Here is a 21,856-nt window from a genome sequence, read left to right on the forward strand (position 1 = left end):
AAATTCAAAAAGATCTATTAGTAACAATTCTTTAGAAAACAGCCAAAAATAAAAACCGGGATATCCCGGTTTTTTGTTTTTATACGTATGCGAGTGATAATTGTTCTTTATTCCTCTTCAATACCATTTCTGGACGCCCTTCATCCTGTATCTTTCCATTGTTCATTAGTATGATCCTGTCCCCTATAGCACGAGCATCCTCTTCATCGTGAGTTACAAAAATAGACGTGATCCCCGTACGTTTTAAAATTTCCTGTAACTCATCCCGAATCTGTAGTTGAAGCTTAGAATCGAGATTGCTAAATGGTTCATCAAACATGATCAAAGATGGATTTGGTGCCATAGCCCTAGCTAGTGCAACACGCTGCTGCTGTCCACCGCTCAATTCATAAGGATAACGAGAAGCATAGTCCTCCATTCCCACAATAGCCAATAATTCTTCCATGCGTGCTTGCTTCTGCTTACGATTCATTTTCGTTAAGCCAAATTTTATGTTCTTTTCAACCGTCATATGAGGGAACAAAGCATAATCTTGAAAAACCAAACCTACACCACGTTTTTCTGGCTGAACAAAACGAAATGTATCATTCATGACAGCCTGATCTATGAGGATCGATCCTCTTGAGGGCACCTCTAGTCCTGCTATAAGACGAAGTAACGTACTTTTCCCGCTTCCGCTTTCTCCTAAGATCACCGAAACTTCTCCTTGATTAAAGTTTAAAGAAAGATTTTCGAACAAAGGGTTACGCGAATTTTTATAATGAAACGCTAAGTCTTTGATTTGAACAAACATTATTTTGGCTCCTTTTCTAAAACTCTGTGTAAAAAGAAGATGGAAAGTGCACTTATACAAATAATCACCATTGATGAAACAGAGGCTTCGTGAATACGTTCGTCACTTGCGTATTGAAATGTTTTGGTAGCTAGCGTATAAAAATTAAAAGGCTGAAGGATAAGAGTAAGAGGCAGCTCTTTTAATATATCTACAAAAACAAGGATAAAACCACCAGCAATAGCACCTTTAATCATCTTAATATCCACTTTAAAAAACGTCTTCGTTACCGACATACCTAATGTCCTAGAAGCTTCTGTGAAAACCGTTCCTACCTTATCAAAGCCTGATTCGATGGAGTTAAAACCAACTGCTAGAAAACGGACCACATAGGCAAAGATCAGCATACTAATACTTAAGCTCAGCACAAGAGTTGGCTCTAACCCTAACCATTCATATAACGTGAATACCTTTTCGTCTAGTGAGAGAAATAAGGTCAATACACCTATTGCAATTACAGCTCCAGGAATCGAATACCCTAAAACCGTTATTTTTGAAAAAAGCTTCCCCATCCAACCTTTTGATAGACGACTAAAGTTGGCGATAATTAGAGCGACGATAATGATAAGAACTGAACCTATAGAAGCAACAAAGACCGAGTTCCAAATCAAGTCAACAAAAGCAGTATTTAAAATAACGTCATAAGTCATATACACCCAATGTATAAGCTGAATGAAAGGAATTCCGAAAGCTAGAGCAAATAAAGAGATGAAAAAACTAAGCACAGCGAACTTTTTCCAACCTTTAAGTTCTTTAGGTTGTAACGGGCGGACTTTTGAAGTGGAATAGCTATACTGTTTCCTGCCCCTTATTACTTTTTCTAAGATCAAGATCAAAACTACGATAAACATCAAAGTACCCGCTAACTTGATAGCCGAATAGATATCTCCCATCCCAAACCACGCTTGAAATATTGCTGTACTAAATGTTTGAATACCAAAATACTTTACTACCCCGTAATCATTGAAAACTTCAAGAATGACCAAACTAACTCCACCAACGATCGCTGCACGTGACACAGGAAGGACGACTTGTATAAATGTCATGAACGATCCTTTTCCTAGCAACCGTGCATTCTCAATCAGTGATGATGACTGATTTTCTAAGAAACTTTTTGTGATGATATATACATATGGATATAGGAACATCGTAAAGATAAAAACAGCACCGGGTATGTTCATGATGTCAAAGAACTTTTGGTCCACTTTTATACCAAACTGGTTCCTTAGTGACGTCTGAATGACACCTGTATAATTTAAAATACCATGGTACGTATAGGCTCCAATGTATGGTGGAATCGCAAGTGGGAGGATAAGACCCCACTTAAAGAACCGATGCATAGGAACTTTATAGGCGGAAACTAGCCATGCCGCACTTACACCGATCAGCACTGTGAAAAGACCAGTAAAACCAACGAGTGTCACGGAATTTACGATATAATTTTTCAACATGAATTCTTTAATGTGTTCCCAATTCTCATTACTCTCAGCGAATAACTGAACCATGATGAGCAAAGCCGGTAAAAGGATTAAAGTAGAAAAAATCACACTAAGCAAAGCCCAACTATTAAACTGTGATCTCATTTTTCGAATGAAATACAATATTTTCACCTTCTTTACTCATCAGCATTGTTCTTGTTGTTTGTTTTTACATGGAATTAGCCGTATCACAAATCGTGATACGGCAAAATATTAACGTTTATTTCCAGCTGACTTCATTCATAATCTTAACAGCATCTGCATTGTTTTCACCTAACTCAGAAAGGTTAAGATCTTGTTCTTTAAACGGACCCCAAGACTCTAAAAGCTCTGAAGGTTCTACTTCTTTATTAACCGGATACTCGTAGTTGGCTTCAGCAAATACTTCTTGAACTTTTGGACTAGACAGATATTCCATTAATTCTATAGCATTCTCTTTGTTCTTAGCGTGTTTCGTAACACCTATACCACTAATATTGATGTGAGTACCTGTTGTTTCTTGGTTAGGGAAAAACACACTCAGCTGTTTAGCAACTTTCACTTCTTCAGGATCTTCTGAGTTCAACATCTGACCAAAATAGTATGAGTTCATTATGGCAACATCACCTTCACCAGCAGCGATACCTTTCGCTTGGTCTTTGTCTCCACCTTGTGGATCACGAGCCATGTTGTTAACGATCCCTTCTGCCCACTTCTTCGCTTCATCTTTTCCGTTTAATGAAATAAAGGATGATACTAATGATTGATTGTAAATATTTTCTGATGAACGGATCAGAACTTTACCTTTCCATTTTTCTTCAGTTAACGCTTCATAAGTAGATAGTTCTGATTTGTCTACTTTTTTCTGATCATATACGATAACACGTGCACGTTTTGTTAGACCGAACCATTGATTGTCTTTATCTCTTAAATTATCAGGAATATTCTTATTCAAAGTTTCGCTTTCTACACTTTGTAAGAGGTCTTTATCTTTTGCCCAGTGTAAACGTCCAGCATCAGATGTGAAGAAAAGGTCTCCTTTTGTTGCTTTCCCTTCTCTTGTAAGACGCTCGATCAACTCATCTTCTTTACCCTTAATAAGGTTAACTTTAATTCCTGTCTCTTTTGTAAAATCAGCAAAGATTTTATCATCAACTTCATAGTGACGACTTGTATATAGGTTTACTTCTTCTTTTTTTGTCTCATTATTATTCGAACTCGCACCCTCGTTTGATTTACCACAGCCTGCTAAGACTAAAGCAGCTAGTAGGACCATTGTAACAACCGTAAAAAGATTCTTTTTAAACATATGTCAGTTACTCCTTTTATGTATAAGTAATTGAAAACGATTATCAACTTCACTTTTAATTATAATGATAATCATTCTCAAGTCAACCGTTTTTTTAAATGTTTTTCTCTGATGGATTATTGCTCTCAAATCCTAATCTCCTTTAAGAGCTGATTGGAGTGAAAGATGCCAAGTATCAGGTTCGGACAAGCTCGGAGGTAATACTTATAAAAAACGAAACTCACAAACGACGCTCAAGTTTCGCCCTGGAGCCTGAAAACAACTACTTTCACAAAGGATGGTTCTATCCAAAAGAAGCAATTAAAAAAAAAATCAAAAAAAATCTCTTAGAAGTATCTACTTCTAAGAGATCATTCCTGGTTTAAAGGTTTCCACTGGTTATAAACCCAATTTCCTAATCTGTTATATCCCCTTCTATTAGGGTGTATAGAATCAGAAAAATACAGTTCTTTCTCAACGTTTTCATAGAGTTCAAAAGTGGAGATATACTTTGTAAGCGTGCTTTCTTTGCTCGCCTCAACGATTGCTTCATTCCATGTCTTAATACTCTCTGCAGCTGTGGGATCGTATTCTTTCCCAAAATAAGGATTATAAAGACCTAATACGTAAACCGGTGCAAACGAATTGTTTTCCCTCACCACTGTCAGTGTTTTAGTTAAATTGTTTCTTAGCTTTTCTTTTCCTAGCATTAATTTCTGCTGAGGCAACTGGCGAAAGTTCCAACCGGCAGCGTGACGAAAGTCATTTGTGCCTATAAAAACAAAGATATGATCTGCTTGTCTTAATGACTTGATCACGACTCCATTATCCAATTGTCTTAACAATTGGTCGGAACGCTGTCCACTGATCCCAAAATTATTAATGATTACATTTCTGCCTGTTTGCTGCTGAATATTTCGTTTAACGATTCCGATATAGCCTGTTTTGGATGGGTCACCAACTCCATACGTTAATGAGTCTCCAAGGGCAACGACCTTCAGAGTTTGTGTATCGCTCGCCCCTTCTGTTTCTCCATAAAATTGAAAGATAAGGAATAGTATGAGGGCTAGTCCTGTACCACCAATTAACCATCTTTTTGATACTTTCCGCACATCAAATCCTCGATTCTGTTACAAGTTATTGTTATATTACTTTTTACCATAACGAGGGAAAATATCAAGTAATGAATGTGTTAATTTGTTATTTCAAACGATAATCTTCAGATGTAAGTGATGTATCCTCCCAAAGATTTTCTTGATCGTATTGATATGAATCTTTTTTCACGAATGTATGAATCAACATAGCAACTCCTCCACACAATAGACTTGCGGGCACTAAGGTAATAAGAAAACCTATCATCTACATCCCTCCTGTACCAAACTATATGAGGGGCTATATATGTTTATGAAACGAATAAAATATTTTATTTCCTCTATATAAATAGAAAATAAGGGTATACAGGTAAAGAAGAATTTTAACGGAGGTGCCTTTGTGGGTTTTTTATTCACTTTGCTTTATTTTGCCATCATAGGAATTGTGATTGAAATTAACGTTCTGTTATTCACGTTAACTGGTCTTAAAAAAGAAATCGCTCGCTTCCAGGTCATCTCAATGTTTACAGCCACTGGATTTACGACAGGAGAATCAGAGTTGATTCTGGAGCATCCGGTACGCAGACGTTTAAGTACGTTTCTCATTTTGTTCGGAGTCTTTTCATTAGCGGTTATCATCTCATCGATAAGCAGCATCTTATCAGATGAATTTCGTTCGATCGAACTTGGAATCATTATTTTAGTACTCATCAGTTTATATTTAATCTTAAGCGTACCTAAACTAAAAAAATACATGAAACGTTCTTTTGAGAGTCACATGGAAAAAAGCTATAACTTAGCAGATCTTCCTTTAAGAGATGTTATGTATTTTGAAGAGGATGATGTTGTAGTAGAAATTCCTATACATAAAGATTCAAAGATTATGGGGAAACAATTAAAAGACGTCATTCAAACAGAAGATGATCTAATTGTCTTATTTATAAAGCGAGGGGACGTAACAGTACGGAAGGATAGTTATACGACAAAAATACAAGAAGGAGACATGTTGGTCCTATATGGTCACCAAAGTTGTCTACAAGAAAGATTTAAAAATGAAATGGATGAATTGAAATCAAAAAAAGAAGTAGAGGAATCTAAATAAGAAGTGATCTTTTTCACTTCTTATTTTTTTACGACTTTACCCCCTGAAAGCAAAATATATGAGCGAATAAAACTCTAGGTAGTAAAAAAGAACCTCTTTATGAAGAGATTCTCAATTAACCAACTTCTCTGACTGTATTAGGGACAAATGATAACAGTAAGGAAATAATATTATTAATTTGCTCTGGAGTTATATGTATACCATCATTTGCTAACAATTCTTCTTTTAATTTGATTATTGAATCCACTTCCTCAAGTCTTGCACCTGTCAAGCAATGGTCTATCGTGTTCAAAAGTTCCAACAACTGATTGTTTTTATTGGTTATGTAATATGTAGTATCCACCAACAACACCCCCTACGCTTACTATTATTATCGAAACTAAGGTCATTTTCCTACAAAAACAATTCGTCAAATGACGACATATCTTACTTTTTATGGATTTTACCCTATAATACCTATACATTTATGTCGAAGGAAGTCGAATAAACAGGGAATAAGTCCTATCCTCGTCTTAATGGTTAACTGTTTGCATTGAAAAGTTTACATTTAAAACTAAAATTACTTTAGTTAAATAACTTTGATAAGGAAGCAAAGGGAGACTCATTCACTTCAGACTTTGTTTTATAGACTAATTTTTCAGGCTCAAAAAGCTTTGATTCTAAAAAAGAAGTCGGGTTTTTTACAAATTTGATTTTTCTATATATCTTAGTGAGAATTCTAGCTGTATTCATGGCATCGTCTAGTGCTCTGTGTTTAGATCCTTCATAAACAAGTTCCATTGCCTGGAGTGCACGCGACAACCCATAACGGAATCCCTTTTCACTATCGTGGAGCATACTGAAATGAAATTGCAGATCGTTATGGTTGATGATCCAATCCGTATCTGCTTTATGAAAAGTTGAATCAGTAATGAGTGCCCACTTATCTTCTGGTCCCCAAGAACAAAGATAATATTCTTCTACGCCGATCCAGGATCTAAAATTTTCAATTGCCTCTGTATAAACAGGAGCTGAAATCAAATCTTTTTTGGTGATACCAGTCAGATTCGTAATTCGTGTATTCAACTTATCCATTTTAGGTTGAACGAATGATTGAAACGTATCCAAAATTTTAAGCTCACCATCAACTTCGACCATTCGAATGGCACCTATCTCAATAATCTCTGAGAGCCGGTTTGTCATTTCTAAATCATACACAATATACTGCATCCCATTCCACCTGCCCTTCCGCATTCATGCCTTTAAATGGATGTCTACCATATATTGTAGTTGATTTGTTAACAAAATGAAATAATCCTCCATGCATTCGACTGATAATGACTTCTTTAATAAAAGCATTGCAAAGTGCCCCCAGTGAATAGATAGGCACGAGATGTAATCAACTACTTTGGAAACAACAAAAAAGCGATAACAGCTATATCCTTATTTTATGAAAATGAGGTATTTAAATGTCATTCTATTCTTAAAAGGATATAAGTTTCTTCATTTGCCAAAGTTTTCATTTTCAATTTTTATACTCTTTTGTTAACATTGGAAGTGTCTGTTAAACAATATGAATTACATAATGAGGGAGTATCATGAAAAAACTTATTACGCTATTGCTTATAATTGGGTTACTAACTGTAACAGCTTGTTCAAAGGATACGAAACAAAATGAACAAGGAACTTCTGAAACAAAAGCAGAGAAGGAAGAATCTACTGATAATTCCACATCTGAACCAGAAAAAGAAGATTCAGAAGCAACTGAGACAACAACTACAGAAGATGACAACAGCAATGCCGAAGGTGAATCAGAAAATAGTGATAGTGAACAAACGGACTATCTAACTAGCGAGCATCAATTTGTTGCTAGTGAACTAACAAATTCTTCAGAAAAACAAATAAGCGACAGATGGGGTAAACCAACCCGCTCTGAAAAGATTCAGTTCCGCTACTCAGGTACGACTGAATTCGTTCCCGCTATCGTAAACTACTATCAGAATGATAAGTATGCGGTTACGTTTGTGGAAGGAAAAGCAGCTCGTCTTGTTTATTCTGTAATAGACGAAGAAATTATGTTTAATGATGAAGAAATGACAAGAGCACTTGAACTTGCGGGTCTACCTGTAGACGTTGAAGAAACAACAGACACAGACACAGCTTATGTATACAACGACCTGGGTAATATATATGAAGTTACGATGTTTTCAAAAGGTGAATTCGTAGATTACTTATACATCATCTTAGATGAAGCATACAAATAGACTTCTTGTTGACAGCAACTCTCTTAAAATGAGGCGTTTATCTCCGTTTCTATGCTCATCCTACTTGCATAAAATAAGCTGAGGAGAGAAATCGGCTTCTCACATGCAAGAAGAGGAGTGAAATTATGTCGTCAAGAAAGTACTGTTCTGATAGCTTTACGCTTTACGTGGTACTATTCGTGCTGCTCATTATTGTCGGAGCCGTCTCGTTTAATGGAGACAGCTGCGTATATGCTTATCCATGTTCCTATGGATACGCAGCAAACGTACCAGTAAGTGGTTATTGGAACGTGTAAGAAAAACATAGACCGCCATTTTCTTCAAGAAGATGGCGGTCTTTTTTTATAGCTTTATAGCTTATCTCTCATACAATCTGCGATCGGTTCAACCTCAGAACCTACGACAACCTGTATATTTTGGTTATTAAGCTTGATCAGCCCTTTAGATCCTGCTCTCTTTAGACCTTCCTCATCAACTGCTGACAAATCTTTAATCTGAACTCGTAATCTAGTAATGCAGTTTTCAAGCAGCACGATATTGTCTTTTCCACCGAGTGCACTCAAGTACGCCGATGCTGCCGTTTCGTACCTTTCATTGGTTGTAGAAGTTGCTGCAGCTTCTGAAACTATAGATTCTTCATCTTCTCTGCCTGGTGTTTGCAAGTTCAGTTTTACAATCAGATAACGGAATATTCCATAGTATAAGACAAAATATACCGCCCCCATCGGGAGTAACAACCAACCATTCTGCGAGATCCCAATATTTAAGAAATAATCAATCGCACCAGCAGAAAACGTGAACCCGTGATGTATATCTAGTAATACTGCGACCGACATTGAAACAGCCGTTAATACAGCATGAATCACATACAATAAAGGAGATAGGAACATGAACGCAAATTCGATCGGTTCTGTGATACCAGTGACAAAGGAAGTGAGTGCTAAACTTCCTAACATCCCCGCAACTGCTTTCTTCCGATGTTTTTTTGCGGTATGAATCATGGCTAAACAAGCTGCTGGTAGTCCGAACATCATCACAGGGAAAAATCCAGCCATATAGAAGCCTGCCTTAGGATCTTCGGCAAAGAATCTCCATAAGTCACCCGTAACTACCTTCCCATTTTCACCTGTGAATTCACCAAATACAAACCATAAGAAGCTATTGAGCACATGATGAAGTCCAAGTGGAATTAATAAGCGGTTAAAGAAACCGAAAATACCTGCACCGATTGCTCCTGCACTTGTTATCCAAGTACCAACATTCTCTAACCCCATCTGAAGATATGGCCAGATAAATCCGAAGACTAGCGCTAAAAGTACCATCGTTCCAGCAGTTACGATTGGAACAAATCGTTTACCTCCAAAGAAAGAAAGCCATTCAGGGAGTTTCGTATTATAAAATTTATTATATAAAAGTCCAGCTATAACCCCTGCGAGAATACCTCCTAAGACGGACATATCAAATTTCCCGTCATAATTCAGGTTTACTTCGGCAAATGTTTTGGCTCCTTCTGTTAATACAAAGTAACCGATTGCTCCTGCAAGTCCAGCAGCTCCACTTCCATCTCTAGATAATCCAACTGCAACGCCTATCGCAAATAAAAGTGCTAGATGACCAAAAATCGCGTTTCCTGAAGCAACTAAGAATGGTATGTCTAGTAAATCGTCTTGACCAAAACGTAGCAAAAGTCCAGCTGCAGGAAGAACTGCAATCGGAAGCATGAGCGCCCGACCGATCCGCTGTAAGAAACCTAACATAGTACCTACCCCTCTCACTTTTGAGTGAAATTACGTATCGCTTCTTTTAACTTTCCATTATGCTCATCTAGTTGCAGTTTAGCTTCATGTGGTGCGACGCCTGTCACAAGCTGAAAAATTGCTGCCTTTGTGTTGCCGCCTTGTTCTTGCAAAGCCATTTCCGCTTCTTTTTCTGTTGCACCAGAAGCTTCGATAATAATATTTTTAGCTCGTTTTCTTAGTTTCTCATTCGTCGGTTGAACATCTACCATTAGATTGCTGTACACTTTACCCCATCTCACCATGCTGGCTGTACTTATCATGTTCAACACAAGTTTTTGAGCGGTACCAGCTTTCATTCGGGTAGAGCCTGTGACCACTTCTGGCCCCGTTATAACAGGAATGCTAATGTCCGCAAGCTTTTCCATCGGCGAATCCACAGAACAAACAAGAGCCGCTGTTAATGCTCCTTTTGTTTTGGCGTATTTCATAGCACCTAAGCAATATGGAGTTCTGCCAGAAGCCGCAATAGCTACAACAACATCTCTTTCCGTTACATTCAATGATTGAAGATCGGATTGACCTAACTCTGCATCATCTTCCGCACCTTCGATCGCATGTTGTAAGGCATACTCACCGCCTGCAATTACCCCTACGACTAACTTTGGATCTGTGCCGTATGTGGGAGGGCACTCTGATGCATCTAACACACCTAACCGTCCACTAGTTCCAGCACCTATATAAATCAATCGACCTTCATTTTCAAAAGCTGTTACTACTTTTTCAACGACAGAACTGATTTCTTTTAAAACAGGAGTAATACGACTGGCTACTCCGAGATCGGCTTCGTGTATTTTTTGGATCACTTCTAAAGTTGTAAGTTCATCAATTGTTAACGTGTCAGGGTTTCTTTTTTCTGTAGCCAATTTGGTTAAGTCCATCTTGATCTCCTTTAAATGGTTGATAGTTAACAAAACTTTATTTCACTTTTGAATTCAACAGCACAAATCTCTTGCCGCTTCCAACTTTCTTCATCAGTGACAAGCTCTCTTCTTTTATACGTCCCGCTACATTCGTTTTTGTATCAGCAGGAATATCTTTTAAACAAATCTGAAGTTCACCCGCATACCTGCCATATAACTCGTTTTCAACTGTTATCGTTCCTTCATTAAATACATCTAACTCATGAGCTTCTGATCGAAAATGAGAAGGCTGATGTCGTGACTCAACGGACCGGATCACATACTCTGCAGCATCCATTCTATTCGTATGAACCATGTTGTCGAATGTCTCGTATCCTTTGTATAAGTCGGCATAAAGAGGGACTGTACCTTCCATTAAAAACTTTAATTCTTGCAACGTTTTGTTCGTTAGGCTTAAATCTCCTACACAGATTTTATCCGTATTCATTTCTTGAAGTTCCAACGCAGCATTTGCAGGTGATACATGTCTGTGATTCTCAATTGTAGGAAGCCCTAAATGAAGAGGGCCGCGTAATTGTTCATCACCTTGAATAAATCCCATCGTCTTGATTCCATACCGATGAAACAGAGCATTTCTCTCATAAAGAGATTGCTTAGAGATACCTGTAAACGGTTTTGGATAAAAGTTGTGCCAAGCCTCTGTTTGATTCGGTTGAAGTCCCTCATCCATCAACTTCTTAAGCTCTTCTTCGTTAATGGTACTTGCGTTCAGGCTAACTTTCAGGTGGTGAGACAGCCAAGCGATCTGCTTGGCTGTAAACCCATAATCCACCCTGATACCCGAAATGCCCCAGTCTGTTAAAGAAGGTAGTTCATTAAAAGATAAACCCAACCGCTCTAGAGAAGCCGGTGAAACATCAGCCATTACTTCCATATGAAACTTTTGAGCCGTTTTCCCTAACCATTTAACTTGTTTAACGTAATCCACGTCCTTCTCTTCAGGAATATGAAGAGAAGTAAAGATATATTGAAAGCCACTTTTAGCTGCTTTCTCCATCCAGTTTTTATTAAACGTGTCTGATTCACTCAGGTAAATTGAAATCCCATAACACAAAATGTTCACTCCTGATTCGTTAGATGTCTTTTGCCATACTCTCTTTAAATCCAAACGTCCATGTGAATAAGAACCCGAAGAAATAAGCAATTACTAAACCTACTAGATAGAGAACCATTTCGTTTGCATTTACAAGGAACACGAGTGGAATGCCTGACACACCGATGGCAACAGTGGCTATCTTAAAGAACGCTTGAAACGCTCCACCAACTGCTGCTCCTAGACATGCTGTCAAGAACGGTCGCCCGAGCGGAAGGGTAACACCAAAGATTAATGGCTCACCTATTCCAAGCATACCTACAGGTAATCCACCTTTAATGACTTTACGAAGACGCTGGTTCTTTGTCTTAAAGTAGATCGCAAAGGCAGCACCAACTTGCCCTGCTCCACCCATTGCTAGAATCGGTAATAAAGGATCATCACCGATCGTGTTAATTAGCTCCATGTGCACTGGTGTTAACCCTTGATGCAATCCTGTTACGACCAATGGAAGGAATGTTCCTGCTAAGATAAGTCCAGAGAAAATACCGCCTACATCAAGAATATTTAATAGTCCTTTTGTGATAACATCTGAAAGAAAACCACCAACTGGCTGCAGGACATAAAGTGTTGCAAAGCCTGTAATCAGTAACGCTAAAGTTGGCGTAACAATAATATCAATAGCTGCTGGAACAAATTTACGAATTCTCTTTTCTAAAAAGACGATAAATATGGCAGCTAACATAACTCCTATTAAACCACCACGACCAACAACTAATGGATCACCAAAAAGTGTAATATTAGCTAGATTCGGATTGATGATTAAGATTCCGGCAGCTCCTCCAAGTGCAGGGGTGCCTCCAAATTCTTTTGCTGTGTTGATACCAACGAATACGGCCAAGTAAGCAAACAATCCTCCACCGATAACACCCATCATCTGCATGAATGATGTGTCTTTATCTGCGCCATAGTTAATTGCCGCATTCGTGATTCCCATAATTAAACCAGAAGCAACAATAGCAGGAATCAGCGGAATAAAGATACTAGCGATCTTGCGTAAAAACTGTTTGAAAGGTGTTGCATTCTTCTTGTTGATGGCATCCTTATTCATCCGGGCCAACTGTTCGAGGTCCATAGGATCCGTCTCATCAACAGATTGAATATTCATACCTGTTTCTTCGCTCATCGCAAGCGTGACGCGATTAACGATGCCAGGTCCAACAATGATCTGCAGTGTATCATCTTCAACGACACCCAGCACACCATCTACTTCTTTAAGACCTTTTAGATCTGCCTTTGAAGGATCGTGTAGATTAACCCGAATTCTCGTCATACAGTGCATCAACGATTGGATGTTTGAAGAACCTCCAAGTTTTTCGATGATACCATGAGCCATTTGCTGCTCTTTCCCCATGCTTCTTCCCCCTTTTAGTAAACGCTTTCATTTTTATATAAAACGCTTTTTATCAGCGTTTCATATCGATCATAAATTTGTAGCGATCGCCTCGATACACCGAATGAACGAGCTCAAGTGGCCTTCCTGTCGTTAAATAAGTCTGTCTCTTAATAAGAAGAACGGCTGCGCCTTTTGTAATCTCGAGTATCTCGCTTTCTGCTTCACGCGAAATGGACGCTTCTAAACTTTGTGTCGCATAATCTATTACAAAGCCTGCATTCTCAACTTCAGAATACAAAGAACCTTCTTTTATATGTGATTCGTTTAATTCAAGAAGATCAACGGGAACATAAGTAGTCTCAAACGCCATCGGAATGTCATTTGCAAGGCGAACACGTTTAATCTCATAAATTTCTTGACCCTCTTCTATCTCAAGCGCTTTTGCTAATCTGTTTTCAGCGGTCGTTTTTTGGAAAGATATGAGTCTAGATGCGGGTTTATAGCCCCGTGATTTCATGTCTTCTGTAAAGCTTGTAAGGCCTAGAAGCTTCTGCTCTATTTTCTTTGCAGAAACAAACGTACCTTTTCCTTTTCGGCGGGTTAAATAGCCATCATTCACAAGATTATTGATAGCCTGCCGGACTGTCATGCGGCTTACTTCATAGTTTAGAGAAAATTCTCTTTCAGAAGGTATCATGGTTTCAGCTTCCCATTCACCCTTATCAATCTTTTGTTTGATCGCTTCTTCGATCTGAAAGTAAAGTGGCATTGGTGATGTTTTATCAATCATAAAAATACTTAACTCTCCTCTTCTAAAAGACTCCTTGCACCTTTGTCGGCTAACACAGTAACGTTAGGATGATGATTAAGAACTGTCGCAGGTATATCGGAATTCATGATACCTTGAAATAGCGCTCTTACTGCCCTCGCTTTTTTTTCGCCAGCAGCAAGAAGCAGGATTTCTTTACTCTCTAGTATCGTGCCGATGCCCATCGTAATCGCTTTTCGCGGCTGTTTCTCATGTGTAAAATATTTAGCGTTCGCCCTTAATGTCGACTCTGTTAACTTCACTACATGCGTGCGCGAACTAAAATCTGTACCCGGTTCATTAAAACCGATATGTCCGTTCTCTCCGATACCGAGCACCTGAAGATCGATACCACCCAGTTGTTTGATCACTTCTTCATAGCGCTTGCATTCATTTTCAAGATCTACGGCGTTACCATCTGGGAGATGAGTTTGATTCTTATGGATTCCGATATGGTCGAAAAAGTTTTGTTGCATGTATTCATGGTAAGCTCTGGAACCGACATATTCGTCAAGGTTAACCGTGTACACTTGTGAATAGGACTGCTTATACTCTTTACTATATTTTGAAAGGTGTCGGTACATGCCTAAAGGTGTCTTCCCCGTAGCAAGACCAAGTACAATTTTTTCTGAACTTTTTATTTTCGAAAACACATATTCAGCTGCCATTCTACTAAGCTCTTCTTCATCGGAAACCTTGATCAATCTCAAACTCGTTCCCCCTTTCGATGATACACAAGCTCGCCTCGACAAAATGTCATAAGTACATCGCTGTCCTCCGTCAACACCGTAATATCGGCATCTTTACCAACCGAGAGACTTCCTTTCCGCTCAAAGATCCGCAGCTCTTTTGCAGCATTCTCACTCGTCATCTTCACAATATCCGACCAAGAGCACTGTGTATAATCCATCATATTTTTAACAGCAACATTCATCGGTAAGATACTTCCTGCTAGTGTTCCGTCAATTAATCTAGCTTCATTACCTGTTACAGTTACTTGCTGGCCACCAAGTGTGTAGGATCCTTCTCCTAAACCTTTGGCTCTCATTGAATCCGTAATTAAGACCGTGCGTTCTGCACCAGTAGAATGGTAGGCTAGTAGAATCATCTCAGGACTAGCATGAACGCCATCCGCGATCATCTCAACCATCAATTCTTGCTGTAAGAGAGCAGCACCAGCAACACCTGGATCTCTGTGATGTATTCCGCGCATGCCGTTAAATAAATGGGTAACATGAGAAATACCTGCTTCAATCCCACCTTTTACTTCTACAAAAGAACTGTCACTATGACCGATCGAAGCGATCACATCTTGTGAAGATAAGTACTTTGTAAGTTCAAGTCCACCATCCATTTCAGGTGCTAAAGTGACGAGTTTTATTTGATCCTCAGCACTTTCTTGAAATTTTGTAAATAAATGTACGTCAGGCTCCTGAATAAAAGACGTAGGCTGTGCACCTGCACGTTTTGGAGAAATAAAAGGTCCTTCTAAATGGATACCCAGCATTTCAGCGGCTGGACTTCGAGATTTTTTTATGAAGTTTGCAGCAACATTCAGTGCGTTATAAATAACAGATGTCTCTTCAGTCATCGTTGTTGCTAAAAAGGATGTCGTTCCTTCTGCTGGGAGATGTTTTGCAACAATCTCAAGTGCTTCTTCCGTACCGTCCATACAATCTGCTCCAGCAGCACCATGAATATGAATATCGATCATGCCAGGAATGATGATACAGTCCTGAGGCATGGTATACCTTATTACATCTTCATCTGGTGAAAAGGGGGTTGGAGTACCAACATAGTGAATCTTATCGTTCTTGATCCACACATATCCATTTTTAATGAGCTTTCCTTCTTCGTTAATCAAGTTCCCAACTAGTAAAATATCAAGTTTCATGTCCACTCCCCTTTATCACTTTATGCCTAGCCTATCATTCTTATGACTAGTTGTCTATACCAGTCAGAAAATTCAAACAAAAAAGCTAAGGCTAAAGAAAACGCCTTAGCTCTCAAATACGATTAATATAGTAAATATTTTTTTCGTAAATCTTTAAACTCTTCCAGTTCTTGATCATACCGAGAAACAATTTCATCTACAGTTCGCCCTGTCTCAATATATTCTCGAACCCATCCGTTTCCGGTTAATAGATCGAAGAAAGAGATCCCTCTACTATCTTCTGCCCTAAATTCAAAATCATTTGGGTAAAGATCATGAATGCTTTTCACAAGAGTGATTCCAGTAAGAACAGGCTGGAATAACTTTTCATCCTTAACATGAATCTCAACTCCGTGAGATAGCTTCCCTGCATGTTTTGATGAAGCAGGTGTAAACGAGGCTGCTCTAAATGTAACACCAGGCAGAGCTTCTTTATTTAATTTCTCAGCTAGTTGATCTCCATTAATAAATGGAGCACCGATCAATTCAAACGGCTTAGTCGTTCCACGACCTTCTGAAACGTTCGTGCCTTCGATCAGTGCACTTCCAGGATACACAAGTGCCGTATCTTTTGTAGGCATATTAGGTGAAGGCAACACCCATTCGAGTCCACTATCTTCATAGCTCCAAGATCTCTTCCACCCCTTCATCTCTACTACTTTTAAATCCGCATCAATATCAAACTCTTTGTTAAATAATTTAGCTAGTTCTCCTACAGTCATACCATGCCTAAGCGGAATGGGATAAAGGCCAACAAATGAAGAGTAGGCAGGATCTAATACAGGTCCTTCTACTTCTTTACCTCCTAATGGATTTGGACGATCGAGTACCACAAATGGAATATTGTTCTCTTTGGCTGCTTCCATCGCATAAGCCATCGTGTAAATATACGTATAGAAACGCGTGCCTACATCTTGTATATCGAACACTAAAACATCGATTCCTTCAAGCATCTCAGGAGTTGGCTTTTTCGTTGCTCCATATAAGCTGTAGACTGGAAGACCTGTTTTTGGATCAATGTAGAATTCAACATATTCTCCAGCTTGAGCACTTCCTCGAACTCCGTGTTCAGGTCCGTACAATGCTTTTAACTCTACATCTGGATGATTGTATAAAACATCAACGATACTGTTCAAGTTACGGTCTACTCCAGTCGGGTTCGTGATTAAACCGACCTTCTTACCCTTTAATACCCTCATATCATGATTCAACAATTGCTCTAGTCCTGTCTTAAACCTTTTCTTATGATCGAAACCTTTCTGGTTCGTAGCTTGAGCACCTGGCAATATAAAAGAAAACAACATCAATATCGTTAAAAAAATTCCCCATTTTCTCATTGTCTATTTCCCCCTATTAGTAGCTTTCGCCATGACCAAACGGATATAGAATCTGTTCTAAACCTTCTTCATAGATCGTAACAGGTAGCTTACCTGAAGGATCGTTCATTCCAAAAATAGTTTCTGCTGCTGCCCTAAAGCTAGCATCTCTGAAGCTGTATTGTGCAAGATAAGCTGAAACTTCAGGAAACGCCATAATATCATATGGATTTCTTATTCCTACAGCTGCTGTTTTACCAGGTGCTGTATCAATAACTTGATTCACCATCTGCATTTGTGGAGATGATGGTAGTCGACCAGATACGGTAGACGTATAAGTTCCGAGTACAACGAGATCCGCATCTTTTACTTTTTGCAGTTGTTCAGCATTTAAAGGTTTATCTGCTTTAATTAACTCTACTGAAGAGTGGTGAACAGCTAACGCTTGTTGAAGGTTTTCAATATAGGTATTGCCAATAACAACTACAGAATTGACTTCGTTTTTGTTAACAGGTAAAAGGTTTTCGTCCTTTACAAGTGTTATTGATTTTCTTGCTACCTCATTCTCTAAAGCCTTATGCTCTTGGTTGCCAACAACTTCTTCTGCGTGTCCAATTTTCTCTTCTATTGGTGTTTCGCTTACTTGTTTGTAAATCCCGCGATTCGCTTTTAAAGTCAATAGGCGTTCAACCGATTGATTCAACCTTTTTTCTGTAATTTCACCATTATCTACTGCTTCATAAAGTCCATTTGCAACTTCTTCTAACCCCACTGGCATTAGTACGATGTCTGTTCCAGCATTTACTGCACGAATAGCAGTATCAACTGGACCAAAATGATCTACTATGGCTTTCATATTGAGTGCATCTGTAGAAATAACGCCTTTAAAGCCCATTTCTTTTCGCACCAAATTCGTTAATACTTCATAGGACAATGTAGCTGGAAGATTGATTTCTGTTCCATCTTTTTTAGAAATAACAGTTGTTGGATCAATCTTAGGAAATGTAACATGAGCTGTTAATATGGCATCTATATTGTTATTGATCGCTTGCTGAAAAGGATATAGCTCAACTTCTAGGAGTCTTTCCTTTTCATGAGGAACAGAAGGCAGACCTAAATGAGAATCTACTGCTGTGTCTCCATGACCAGGGAAATGTTTAGCCGTAGCAGCCATTCCTGAATCTTGCAATCCTTTAATATATGCAGTTCCTAAGTCAGCAACAAGTTGTGGATCTTCGCCGAATGAACGAACACCGATAACAGGATTATCAGGATTATTATTTACATCTAAAGCTGGCGCTAGATTCATGTTGATTCCTAGCGAATGAAGCTCTGATCCAATGGCATGTCCGACAGATTCCGCCATCTCCGTTGATCTTGTGGCACCAAGCGCCATATTTCCTGGGAAATCGGTACCGCTCTGCAAACGTGTCACAATTCCACCTTCTTGGTCGATTGAAACCAATAAACCATAATCTTCATTTGCTTTTTTATATTCATCCACTAATCTAACTGTCTGCTCTGTTGTTACTACATTTTCCCTAAATAGAATAACGCCACCGAGGTGATATTTTTTTACAAGTTCTCTAATCTCATCGTTCATTTCCGTTACAGGTTGCCCTTTCCAATTCCGGAAATCTGGCATTAACATCTGGCCAACCTTTTCTTTTACTGTCATAGACTTTATCGCTTTTTTGATCACGTCATATTTTTGGTTTTTTTGTTTTATAAATTCTGCCTTCCCGTTTTTAACGTGTATTCCGATTTTGTCGAACGACTTACCATCTGTAACTATGATGATTGTTGCACCATTCTTACCATTTAAGTTTACAAGGCCCTCACTGTTTACAGATGCAACTCTTTTATTAAGGGATTTCCATATTAAATGATTTGTCGCTTCGACATATGTTCCATCTTTACTTGTTATCAATGCTGCTAAATCTACTGTATCGCCGTTAATATGCTTACTTAGTTGCGGCATATTTTGAGCGATCATTAATCCTTCATTTCTTTTATGTTTGGCTGAAACACCTTCAGCCTTCCCAATTCCAGCAAACATAGGAACGATCAATAGGGCAATCAAAAGAACATACCGAATGTTTATTGATGTTTTCACATTACTAACCTCCTTAAAATTTGGTAGCGCTTTCTTTCTTTGTCACTTTTCGGTAGAAAAAAAGCGGTTCCTGTCGTAAGAGTACAAAACAGAACTTAAGTCCTTTAAACTACTAGGACTAGTTGTCTATACCAGTATTAATAAAAATACTTTTAAGGTAAAAAAGACTTATATCTTTTTGAGAAAATGTCATTTAGAGGAGAGTTAGGTATGACTAAAATTTTTGATGAATCATAACTGTTATATATTTTATTTATTATTTGATGTTAAGAACGAGGGTATGCAGATTTATCCAAAAAGGACTTGCTCCACTTTCAGAATAATTATATACTTTTCTATGTCAGTATTATTCGGGGGCTTAGCTCAGCTGGGAGAGCGTTTGGCTGGCAGCCAAAAGGTCAGCGGTTCGAACCCGCTAGTCTCCACCAATTGTGTTTATTGAGTTTTTCTTATAGATTTGACAAATTTGAATACAGTTTAAAATTATTAAGTCACGATTTTGTCACATGCATAAAAAATTATCAGTTTTTGTCACTAGTTACATTAGTAATTCAAGTTCATAAAAAATAAAGAAATCTGTACCATTTTGGTACAGATTTTTATTTATTATTTTCGTAGAATACTGCTGTTATTTCATCAGCAGCTAGTTGCTGCATAGAACTACCTACATGTGAATAAGTGTCTAATGTTAAACTTACTCTGCTATGCCCTAGCCTTTCAGAAACAATTCGCGGGTGTACATTTTGTTCTAATAATAATGTTGCATGGGTGTGTCTAAGAGCATGAAAAGAAATTTGTTTTAATCCTAACTTTAATGCCTTCCGTTTTAATTTTTTATAAACGCTGTCTGGATGATACGGTATTCCAAATTCATTACAAATGACCAAGTCATTATCGATATAAGATTTACCAACCATCTTTTTCTGTATGTTTATTGTTCGTAACCTTATCTTTAATAAATCCATTACTTCAGCCGGCAGAATTACAGTTCGTTTTGAATCATTTGTTTTTGTTCTAGGTTGTAGTGTTTTTTTATTATCAAGGATATTTTGAATTCTAATTTCATTCTTTTCAAAAACTACATTGTTCCACTTTAATCCTAATACTTCACCTCTTCTCAAACCACTTGACAGAGCAATAATTTGTGAAAGGGCAATAGAATCTCCATTCTCAATAAACGAATTTACACAGTACCCATAGAAAACCTTAGCTTCGGCTACATTCCAAGGGGATATTACTTTACTTACAGGACTAGGTGCTTCTACGTCCTCTATAGGATTATATAAGATATGTTTTTTCTTAACTGCTTTATTCAAGACTACTTTAAAAATCTTTTAAATAGCTGACTGTGTTTTATTAGATAATCTCTTTTCATAAATTATCTCTTTTTTAAGTTTTCTTTCTTTTGGAATAACTTCATCAAATTTTCTAAACATCTTTTGAATATGTTGTTCCTTTAAATCGACCATTGAAAGGTGACCTACCTCAGGAATAATGTGCTTTTCAATAAGACTTTTATAAACTGTAAAAGTGGTGTTTTTCAAATTTCTTTTATTTAATAGCCAGTCATTGAAGTAATCCTTAACAGTCAGCTTGGAAGGTTCATGATACGTTCCACTGTGTTTAGCTGCTATTATTTCTGCTAAAGCCTTTTCCGCATCACTTTTCTTCTTGAATCCAGAAACCCTTTTTTGTTTTCTCTTCCCTTTAGTTCCAACATCAACAACAAAGCCGTATAACCCGTTAACTTTTTTAATTACCGGCATCTTAAAACTCCTTTATTCCCATCTTTTCCATCTAACCAACGCTGAAGAACATCTTTATAAATTAGAATTCTTCTTCCCACCTTGACGGTATGAAATTCCCCTGAATGAACTAGTTCATAAGCTGAACTTCTACCTATCCTAAGTATAGAAATAATGTCTTCTACGTTTAAAACATCTGGATATTCAATTAAACGGTCCATTTTATTTCTCCTTCCTTTTTTTAAAGTTTTATCATGTATTTTTTATTTGTGTAAAAACTTTTAAATTTTACCTTGCAGCCACAAAATAAGTCCCTTTTTGGAATAAAGATTCGTACACGGAACCATGAACTTTTTAAACTCCTCTGATTTAACAAGTGAATAGGTTTGGTGAGTTCCAATTCTTAAAATCTGTTTTATGTCCTTTACTGCCAAAACTTCAGGATAAGCATTTAATTTATTCATCTCAAACCCTCCATGATATTTGTAAAATTAAAATATCAAAAGAAAAAACTAAAAACTTAAAAAACGCCAAAAACTTTTATGAAACTAGAAAAAAATTTAAAATTTAAAAGTTTTTCTAGTTTTTTATTTATTTTTGCGTTAAAGATGATAGTTTAAAGGTTTATAGACACATGAATTTATAGTTAAAGAACTAAAAGGAAATTAAAGCTTAGAAAGTTGTAATTTATTAAAGGTTGGGGTTGAGACATTTTAGGGAGAGGGAGAAATCACCCTCTGAAAAGAGGGTAGAAATCCAATAGACATTAAAAAGGTT

General features: G+C 37.7%; 23 protein-coding genes and 1 tRNA gene. 4 read left to right on the forward strand and 20 right to left on the reverse strand.

What is annotated here, in order from left to right; translation table 11 throughout:
- Positions 1–79 precede the first annotated feature (79 nt).
- The 5 genes from IHV09_RS20295 to IHV09_RS20315 all read right to left on the reverse strand — a co-directional run bounded on the left by IHV09_RS20295 (position 80) and on the right by IHV09_RS20315 (position 4,936).
- Positions 80–793: an ABC transporter ATP-binding protein gene (locus IHV09_RS20295; protein ID WP_197131854.1), complete on the reverse strand. Its 714-nt coding sequence runs from the start codon at positions 791–793 to the stop codon at positions 80–82.
- On the reverse strand, positions 793–2,415 hold the full coding sequence (locus IHV09_RS20300) for an ABC transporter permease (protein WP_197132174.1): 1,623 nt from the start codon (positions 2,413–2,415) through the stop codon (positions 793–795). Before IHV09_RS20300 ends, IHV09_RS20295 begins: the two co-directional genes overlap by 1 nt.
- Positions 2,416–2,530: 115 nt before the next feature.
- Positions 2,531–3,598 carry a Fe(3+) ABC transporter substrate-binding protein gene (locus tag IHV09_RS20305; RefSeq protein WP_197265357.1) on the reverse strand — a complete coding sequence of 356 codons (1,068 nt, stop codon included), beginning with the start codon at positions 3,596–3,598 and terminating at the stop codon, positions 2,531–2,533.
- Positions 3,599–3,948: 350 nt separating this feature from the next.
- Positions 3,949–4,689: a GDSL-type esterase/lipase family protein gene (locus tag IHV09_RS20310; RefSeq protein ID WP_197131860.1), complete on the reverse strand. Its 741-nt coding sequence runs from the start codon at positions 4,687–4,689 to the stop codon at positions 3,949–3,951.
- 88 nt (positions 4,690–4,777) lie between these two features.
- Positions 4,778–4,936: a hypothetical protein gene (locus IHV09_RS20315; RefSeq protein WP_197131862.1), complete on the reverse strand. Its 159-nt coding sequence runs from the start codon at positions 4,934–4,936 to the stop codon at positions 4,778–4,780.
- 132 nt (positions 4,937–5,068) lie between these two features.
- Here IHV09_RS20315 and IHV09_RS20320 point away from each other — a divergent pair, with 132 nt between their 5' ends.
- Positions 5,069–5,770: a TrkA C-terminal domain-containing protein gene (locus IHV09_RS20320; RefSeq protein ID WP_197189634.1), complete on the forward strand. Its 702-nt coding sequence runs from the start codon at positions 5,069–5,071 to the stop codon at positions 5,768–5,770.
- Between the two features lie 115 nt (positions 5,771–5,885).
- Here the strand turns inward: IHV09_RS20320 and IHV09_RS20325 are convergent, their stop codons facing one another.
- Positions 5,886–6,113 carry a hypothetical protein gene (locus IHV09_RS20325; RefSeq protein ID WP_197131866.1) on the reverse strand — a complete coding sequence of 76 codons (228 nt, stop codon included), beginning with the start codon at positions 6,111–6,113 and terminating at the stop codon, positions 5,886–5,888.
- A gap of 221 nt (positions 6,114–6,334) precedes the next feature.
- A complete protein-coding gene (locus IHV09_RS20330; protein WP_197131868.1) occupies positions 6,335–6,979 on the reverse strand; it encodes a 3'-5' exonuclease in 645 nt (214 codons plus the stop codon).
- A gap of 368 nt (positions 6,980–7,347) precedes the next feature.
- On the opposite strand from IHV09_RS20330, the gene IHV09_RS20335 reads away from it, so the two are divergent.
- Positions 7,348–8,013 carry a hypothetical protein gene (locus IHV09_RS20335; protein WP_197131869.1) on the forward strand — a complete coding sequence of 222 codons (666 nt, stop codon included), beginning with the start codon at positions 7,348–7,350 and terminating at the stop codon, positions 8,011–8,013.
- Positions 8,014–8,138: 125 nt separating this feature from the next.
- Entirely contained in the window at positions 8,139–8,309 is a 171-nt protein-coding gene (locus IHV09_RS20340) for a YjcZ family sporulation protein (protein ID WP_197265358.1), read from the forward strand.
- A gap of 54 nt (positions 8,310–8,363) precedes the next feature.
- Here IHV09_RS20340 and nagE read toward each other — a convergent pair whose 3' ends face one another.
- The 9 genes from nagE to nagZ form a co-directional block, all read right to left on the reverse strand.
- The gene (gene nagE / locus IHV09_RS20345; protein WP_197131871.1) at positions 8,364–9,770 is read right to left on the reverse strand and encodes an N-acetylglucosamine-specific PTS transporter subunit IIBC; all 1,407 of its coding nucleotides are present in this window, start codon (positions 9,768–9,770) and stop codon (positions 8,364–8,366) included.
- A gap of 14 nt (positions 9,771–9,784) precedes the next feature.
- Positions 9,785–10,690, reverse strand: a complete 906-nt coding sequence (gene murQ / locus IHV09_RS20350; RefSeq protein WP_197265359.1) for an N-acetylmuramic acid 6-phosphate etherase — start codon at positions 10,688–10,690, stop codon at positions 9,785–9,787.
- A gap of 37 nt (positions 10,691–10,727) precedes the next feature.
- Entirely contained in the window at positions 10,728–11,786 is a 1,059-nt protein-coding gene (locus IHV09_RS20355) for a DUF871 domain-containing protein (RefSeq protein WP_197265360.1), read from the reverse strand.
- Positions 11,787–11,805: 19 nt separating this feature from the next.
- A complete protein-coding gene (locus IHV09_RS20360) occupies positions 11,806–13,179 on the reverse strand; it encodes a PTS transporter subunit EIIC (RefSeq protein WP_197189640.1) in 1,374 nt (457 codons plus the stop codon).
- Positions 13,180–13,231: 52 nt separating this feature from the next.
- Positions 13,232–13,951, reverse strand: coding sequence for a GntR family transcriptional regulator (locus IHV09_RS20365; RefSeq protein ID WP_197189641.1), 720 nt, complete (start codon positions 13,949–13,951; stop codon positions 13,232–13,234).
- Positions 13,952–13,959: 8 nt separating this feature from the next.
- On the reverse strand, positions 13,960–14,679 hold the full coding sequence (gene nagB / locus IHV09_RS20370; protein WP_197189642.1) for a glucosamine-6-phosphate deaminase: 720 nt from the start codon (positions 14,677–14,679) through the stop codon (positions 13,960–13,962).
- Positions 14,676–15,863: an N-acetylglucosamine-6-phosphate deacetylase gene (nagA, locus tag IHV09_RS20375; protein WP_197265361.1), complete on the reverse strand. Its 1,188-nt coding sequence runs from the start codon at positions 15,861–15,863 to the stop codon at positions 14,676–14,678. Before nagA ends, nagB begins: the two co-directional genes overlap by 4 nt.
- 122 nt (positions 15,864–15,985) lie before the next feature.
- Positions 15,986–17,239, reverse strand: a complete 1,254-nt coding sequence (locus IHV09_RS20380; protein WP_197265362.1) for an exo-beta-N-acetylmuramidase NamZ family protein — start codon at positions 17,237–17,239, stop codon at positions 15,986–15,988.
- A gap of 16 nt (positions 17,240–17,255) precedes the next feature.
- Positions 17,256–19,277, reverse strand: a complete 2,022-nt coding sequence (nagZ, locus tag IHV09_RS20385; RefSeq protein WP_197265368.1) for a beta-N-acetylhexosaminidase — start codon at positions 19,275–19,277, stop codon at positions 17,256–17,258.
- A gap of 409 nt (positions 19,278–19,686) precedes the next feature.
- Here nagZ and IHV09_RS20390 point away from each other — a divergent pair.
- A tRNA-Ala gene (locus tag IHV09_RS20390) sits at positions 19,687–19,762 on the forward strand.
- 171 nt (positions 19,763–19,933) lie between these two features.
- Here the strand turns inward: IHV09_RS20390 and IHV09_RS20395 are convergent.
- From IHV09_RS20395 to IHV09_RS20410, 4 genes are read right to left on the reverse strand one after another with little or no spacing between them, the layout of a single operon-like run.
- Positions 19,934–20,650 carry a site-specific integrase gene (locus tag IHV09_RS20395; protein ID WP_197265363.1) on the reverse strand — a complete coding sequence of 239 codons (717 nt, stop codon included), beginning with the start codon at positions 20,648–20,650 and terminating at the stop codon, positions 19,934–19,936.
- 18 nt (positions 20,651–20,668) lie between these two features.
- Positions 20,669–21,100, reverse strand: coding sequence for an Arm DNA-binding domain-containing protein (locus IHV09_RS20400; protein ID WP_197265364.1), 432 nt, complete (start codon positions 21,098–21,100; stop codon positions 20,669–20,671).
- Positions 21,091–21,300: a helix-turn-helix domain-containing protein gene (locus IHV09_RS20405; RefSeq protein WP_197265365.1), complete on the reverse strand. Its 210-nt coding sequence runs from the start codon at positions 21,298–21,300 to the stop codon at positions 21,091–21,093. The genes IHV09_RS20400 and IHV09_RS20405 overlap by 10 nt, the downstream gene beginning before the upstream one ends.
- A gap of 60 nt (positions 21,301–21,360) precedes the next feature.
- Complete coding sequence (locus tag IHV09_RS20410; RefSeq protein ID WP_197265366.1) at positions 21,361–21,543, reverse strand: DNA-binding protein; 183 nt, start codon at positions 21,541–21,543, stop codon at positions 21,361–21,363.
- Positions 21,544–21,856 lie beyond the last annotated feature (313 nt).

It is taken from the genome of Fictibacillus sp. 23RED33, from assembly GCF_015903925.1.
Lineage (GTDB): Bacteria > Bacillota > Bacilli > Bacillales > Fictibacillaceae > Fictibacillus > Fictibacillus phosphorivorans.

What these genes read in the sequence shown, in the direction of transcription:
- nagZ (WP_197265368.1), bottom strand. Translation starts at nt 19,277, where the DNA reads ATGTTTGCTGGAATTGGGAAGGCTGAAGGTGTTTCAGCCAAACATAAA.
- IHV09_RS20360 (WP_197189640.1), bottom strand. Translation starts at nt 13,179, where the DNA reads ATGGGGAAAGAGCAGCAAATGGCTCATGGTATCATCGAAAAACTTGGA.
- IHV09_RS20340 (WP_197265358.1), top strand. Translation starts at nt 8,139, where the DNA reads ATGTCGTCAAGAAAGTACTGTTCTGATAGCTTTACGCTTTACGTGGTA.
- IHV09_RS20330 (WP_197131868.1), bottom strand. Translation starts at nt 6,979, where the DNA reads ATGCAGTATATTGTGTATGATTTAGAAATGACAAACCGGCTCTCAGAG.
- nagA (WP_197265361.1), bottom strand. Translation starts at nt 15,863, where the DNA reads ATGAAACTTGATATTTTACTAGTTGGGAACTTGATTAACGAAGAAGGA.
- IHV09_RS20305 (WP_197265357.1), bottom strand. Translation starts at nt 3,598, where the DNA reads ATGTTTAAAAAGAATCTTTTTACGGTTGTTACAATGGTCCTACTAGCT.
- IHV09_RS20405 (WP_197265365.1), bottom strand. Translation starts at nt 21,300, where the DNA reads ATGGACCGTTTAATTGAATATCCAGATGTTTTAAACGTAGAAGACATT.
- IHV09_RS20295 (WP_197131854.1), bottom strand. Translation starts at nt 793, where the DNA reads ATGTTTGTTCAAATCAAAGACTTAGCGTTTCATTATAAAAATTCGCGT.
- IHV09_RS20400 (WP_197265364.1), bottom strand. Translation starts at nt 21,100, where the DNA reads ATGCCGGTAATTAAAAAAGTTAACGGGTTATACGGCTTTGTTGTTGAT.
- IHV09_RS20410 (WP_197265366.1), bottom strand. Translation starts at nt 21,543, where the DNA reads ATGAATAAATTAAATGCTTATCCTGAAGTTTTGGCAGTAAAGGACATA.
- murQ (WP_197265359.1), bottom strand. Translation starts at nt 10,690, where the DNA reads ATGGACTTAACCAAATTGGCTACAGAAAAAAGAAACCCTGACACGTTA.
- IHV09_RS20335 (WP_197131869.1), top strand. Translation starts at nt 7,348, where the DNA reads ATGAAAAAACTTATTACGCTATTGCTTATAATTGGGTTACTAACTGTA.
- nagE (WP_197131871.1), bottom strand. Translation starts at nt 9,770, where the DNA reads ATGTTAGGTTTCTTACAGCGGATCGGTCGGGCGCTCATGCTTCCGATT.
- IHV09_RS20365 (WP_197189641.1), bottom strand. Translation starts at nt 13,951, where the DNA reads ATGATTGATAAAACATCACCAATGCCACTTTACTTTCAGATCGAAGAA.
- IHV09_RS20315 (WP_197131862.1), bottom strand. Translation starts at nt 4,936, where the DNA reads ATGATAGGTTTTCTTATTACCTTAGTGCCCGCAAGTCTATTGTGTGGA.
- IHV09_RS20300 (WP_197132174.1), bottom strand. Translation starts at nt 2,415, where the DNA reads ATGAGATCACAGTTTAATAGTTGGGCTTTGCTTAGTGTGATTTTTTCT.
- IHV09_RS20380 (WP_197265362.1), bottom strand. Translation starts at nt 17,239, where the DNA reads ATGAGAAAATGGGGAATTTTTTTAACGATATTGATGTTGTTTTCTTTT.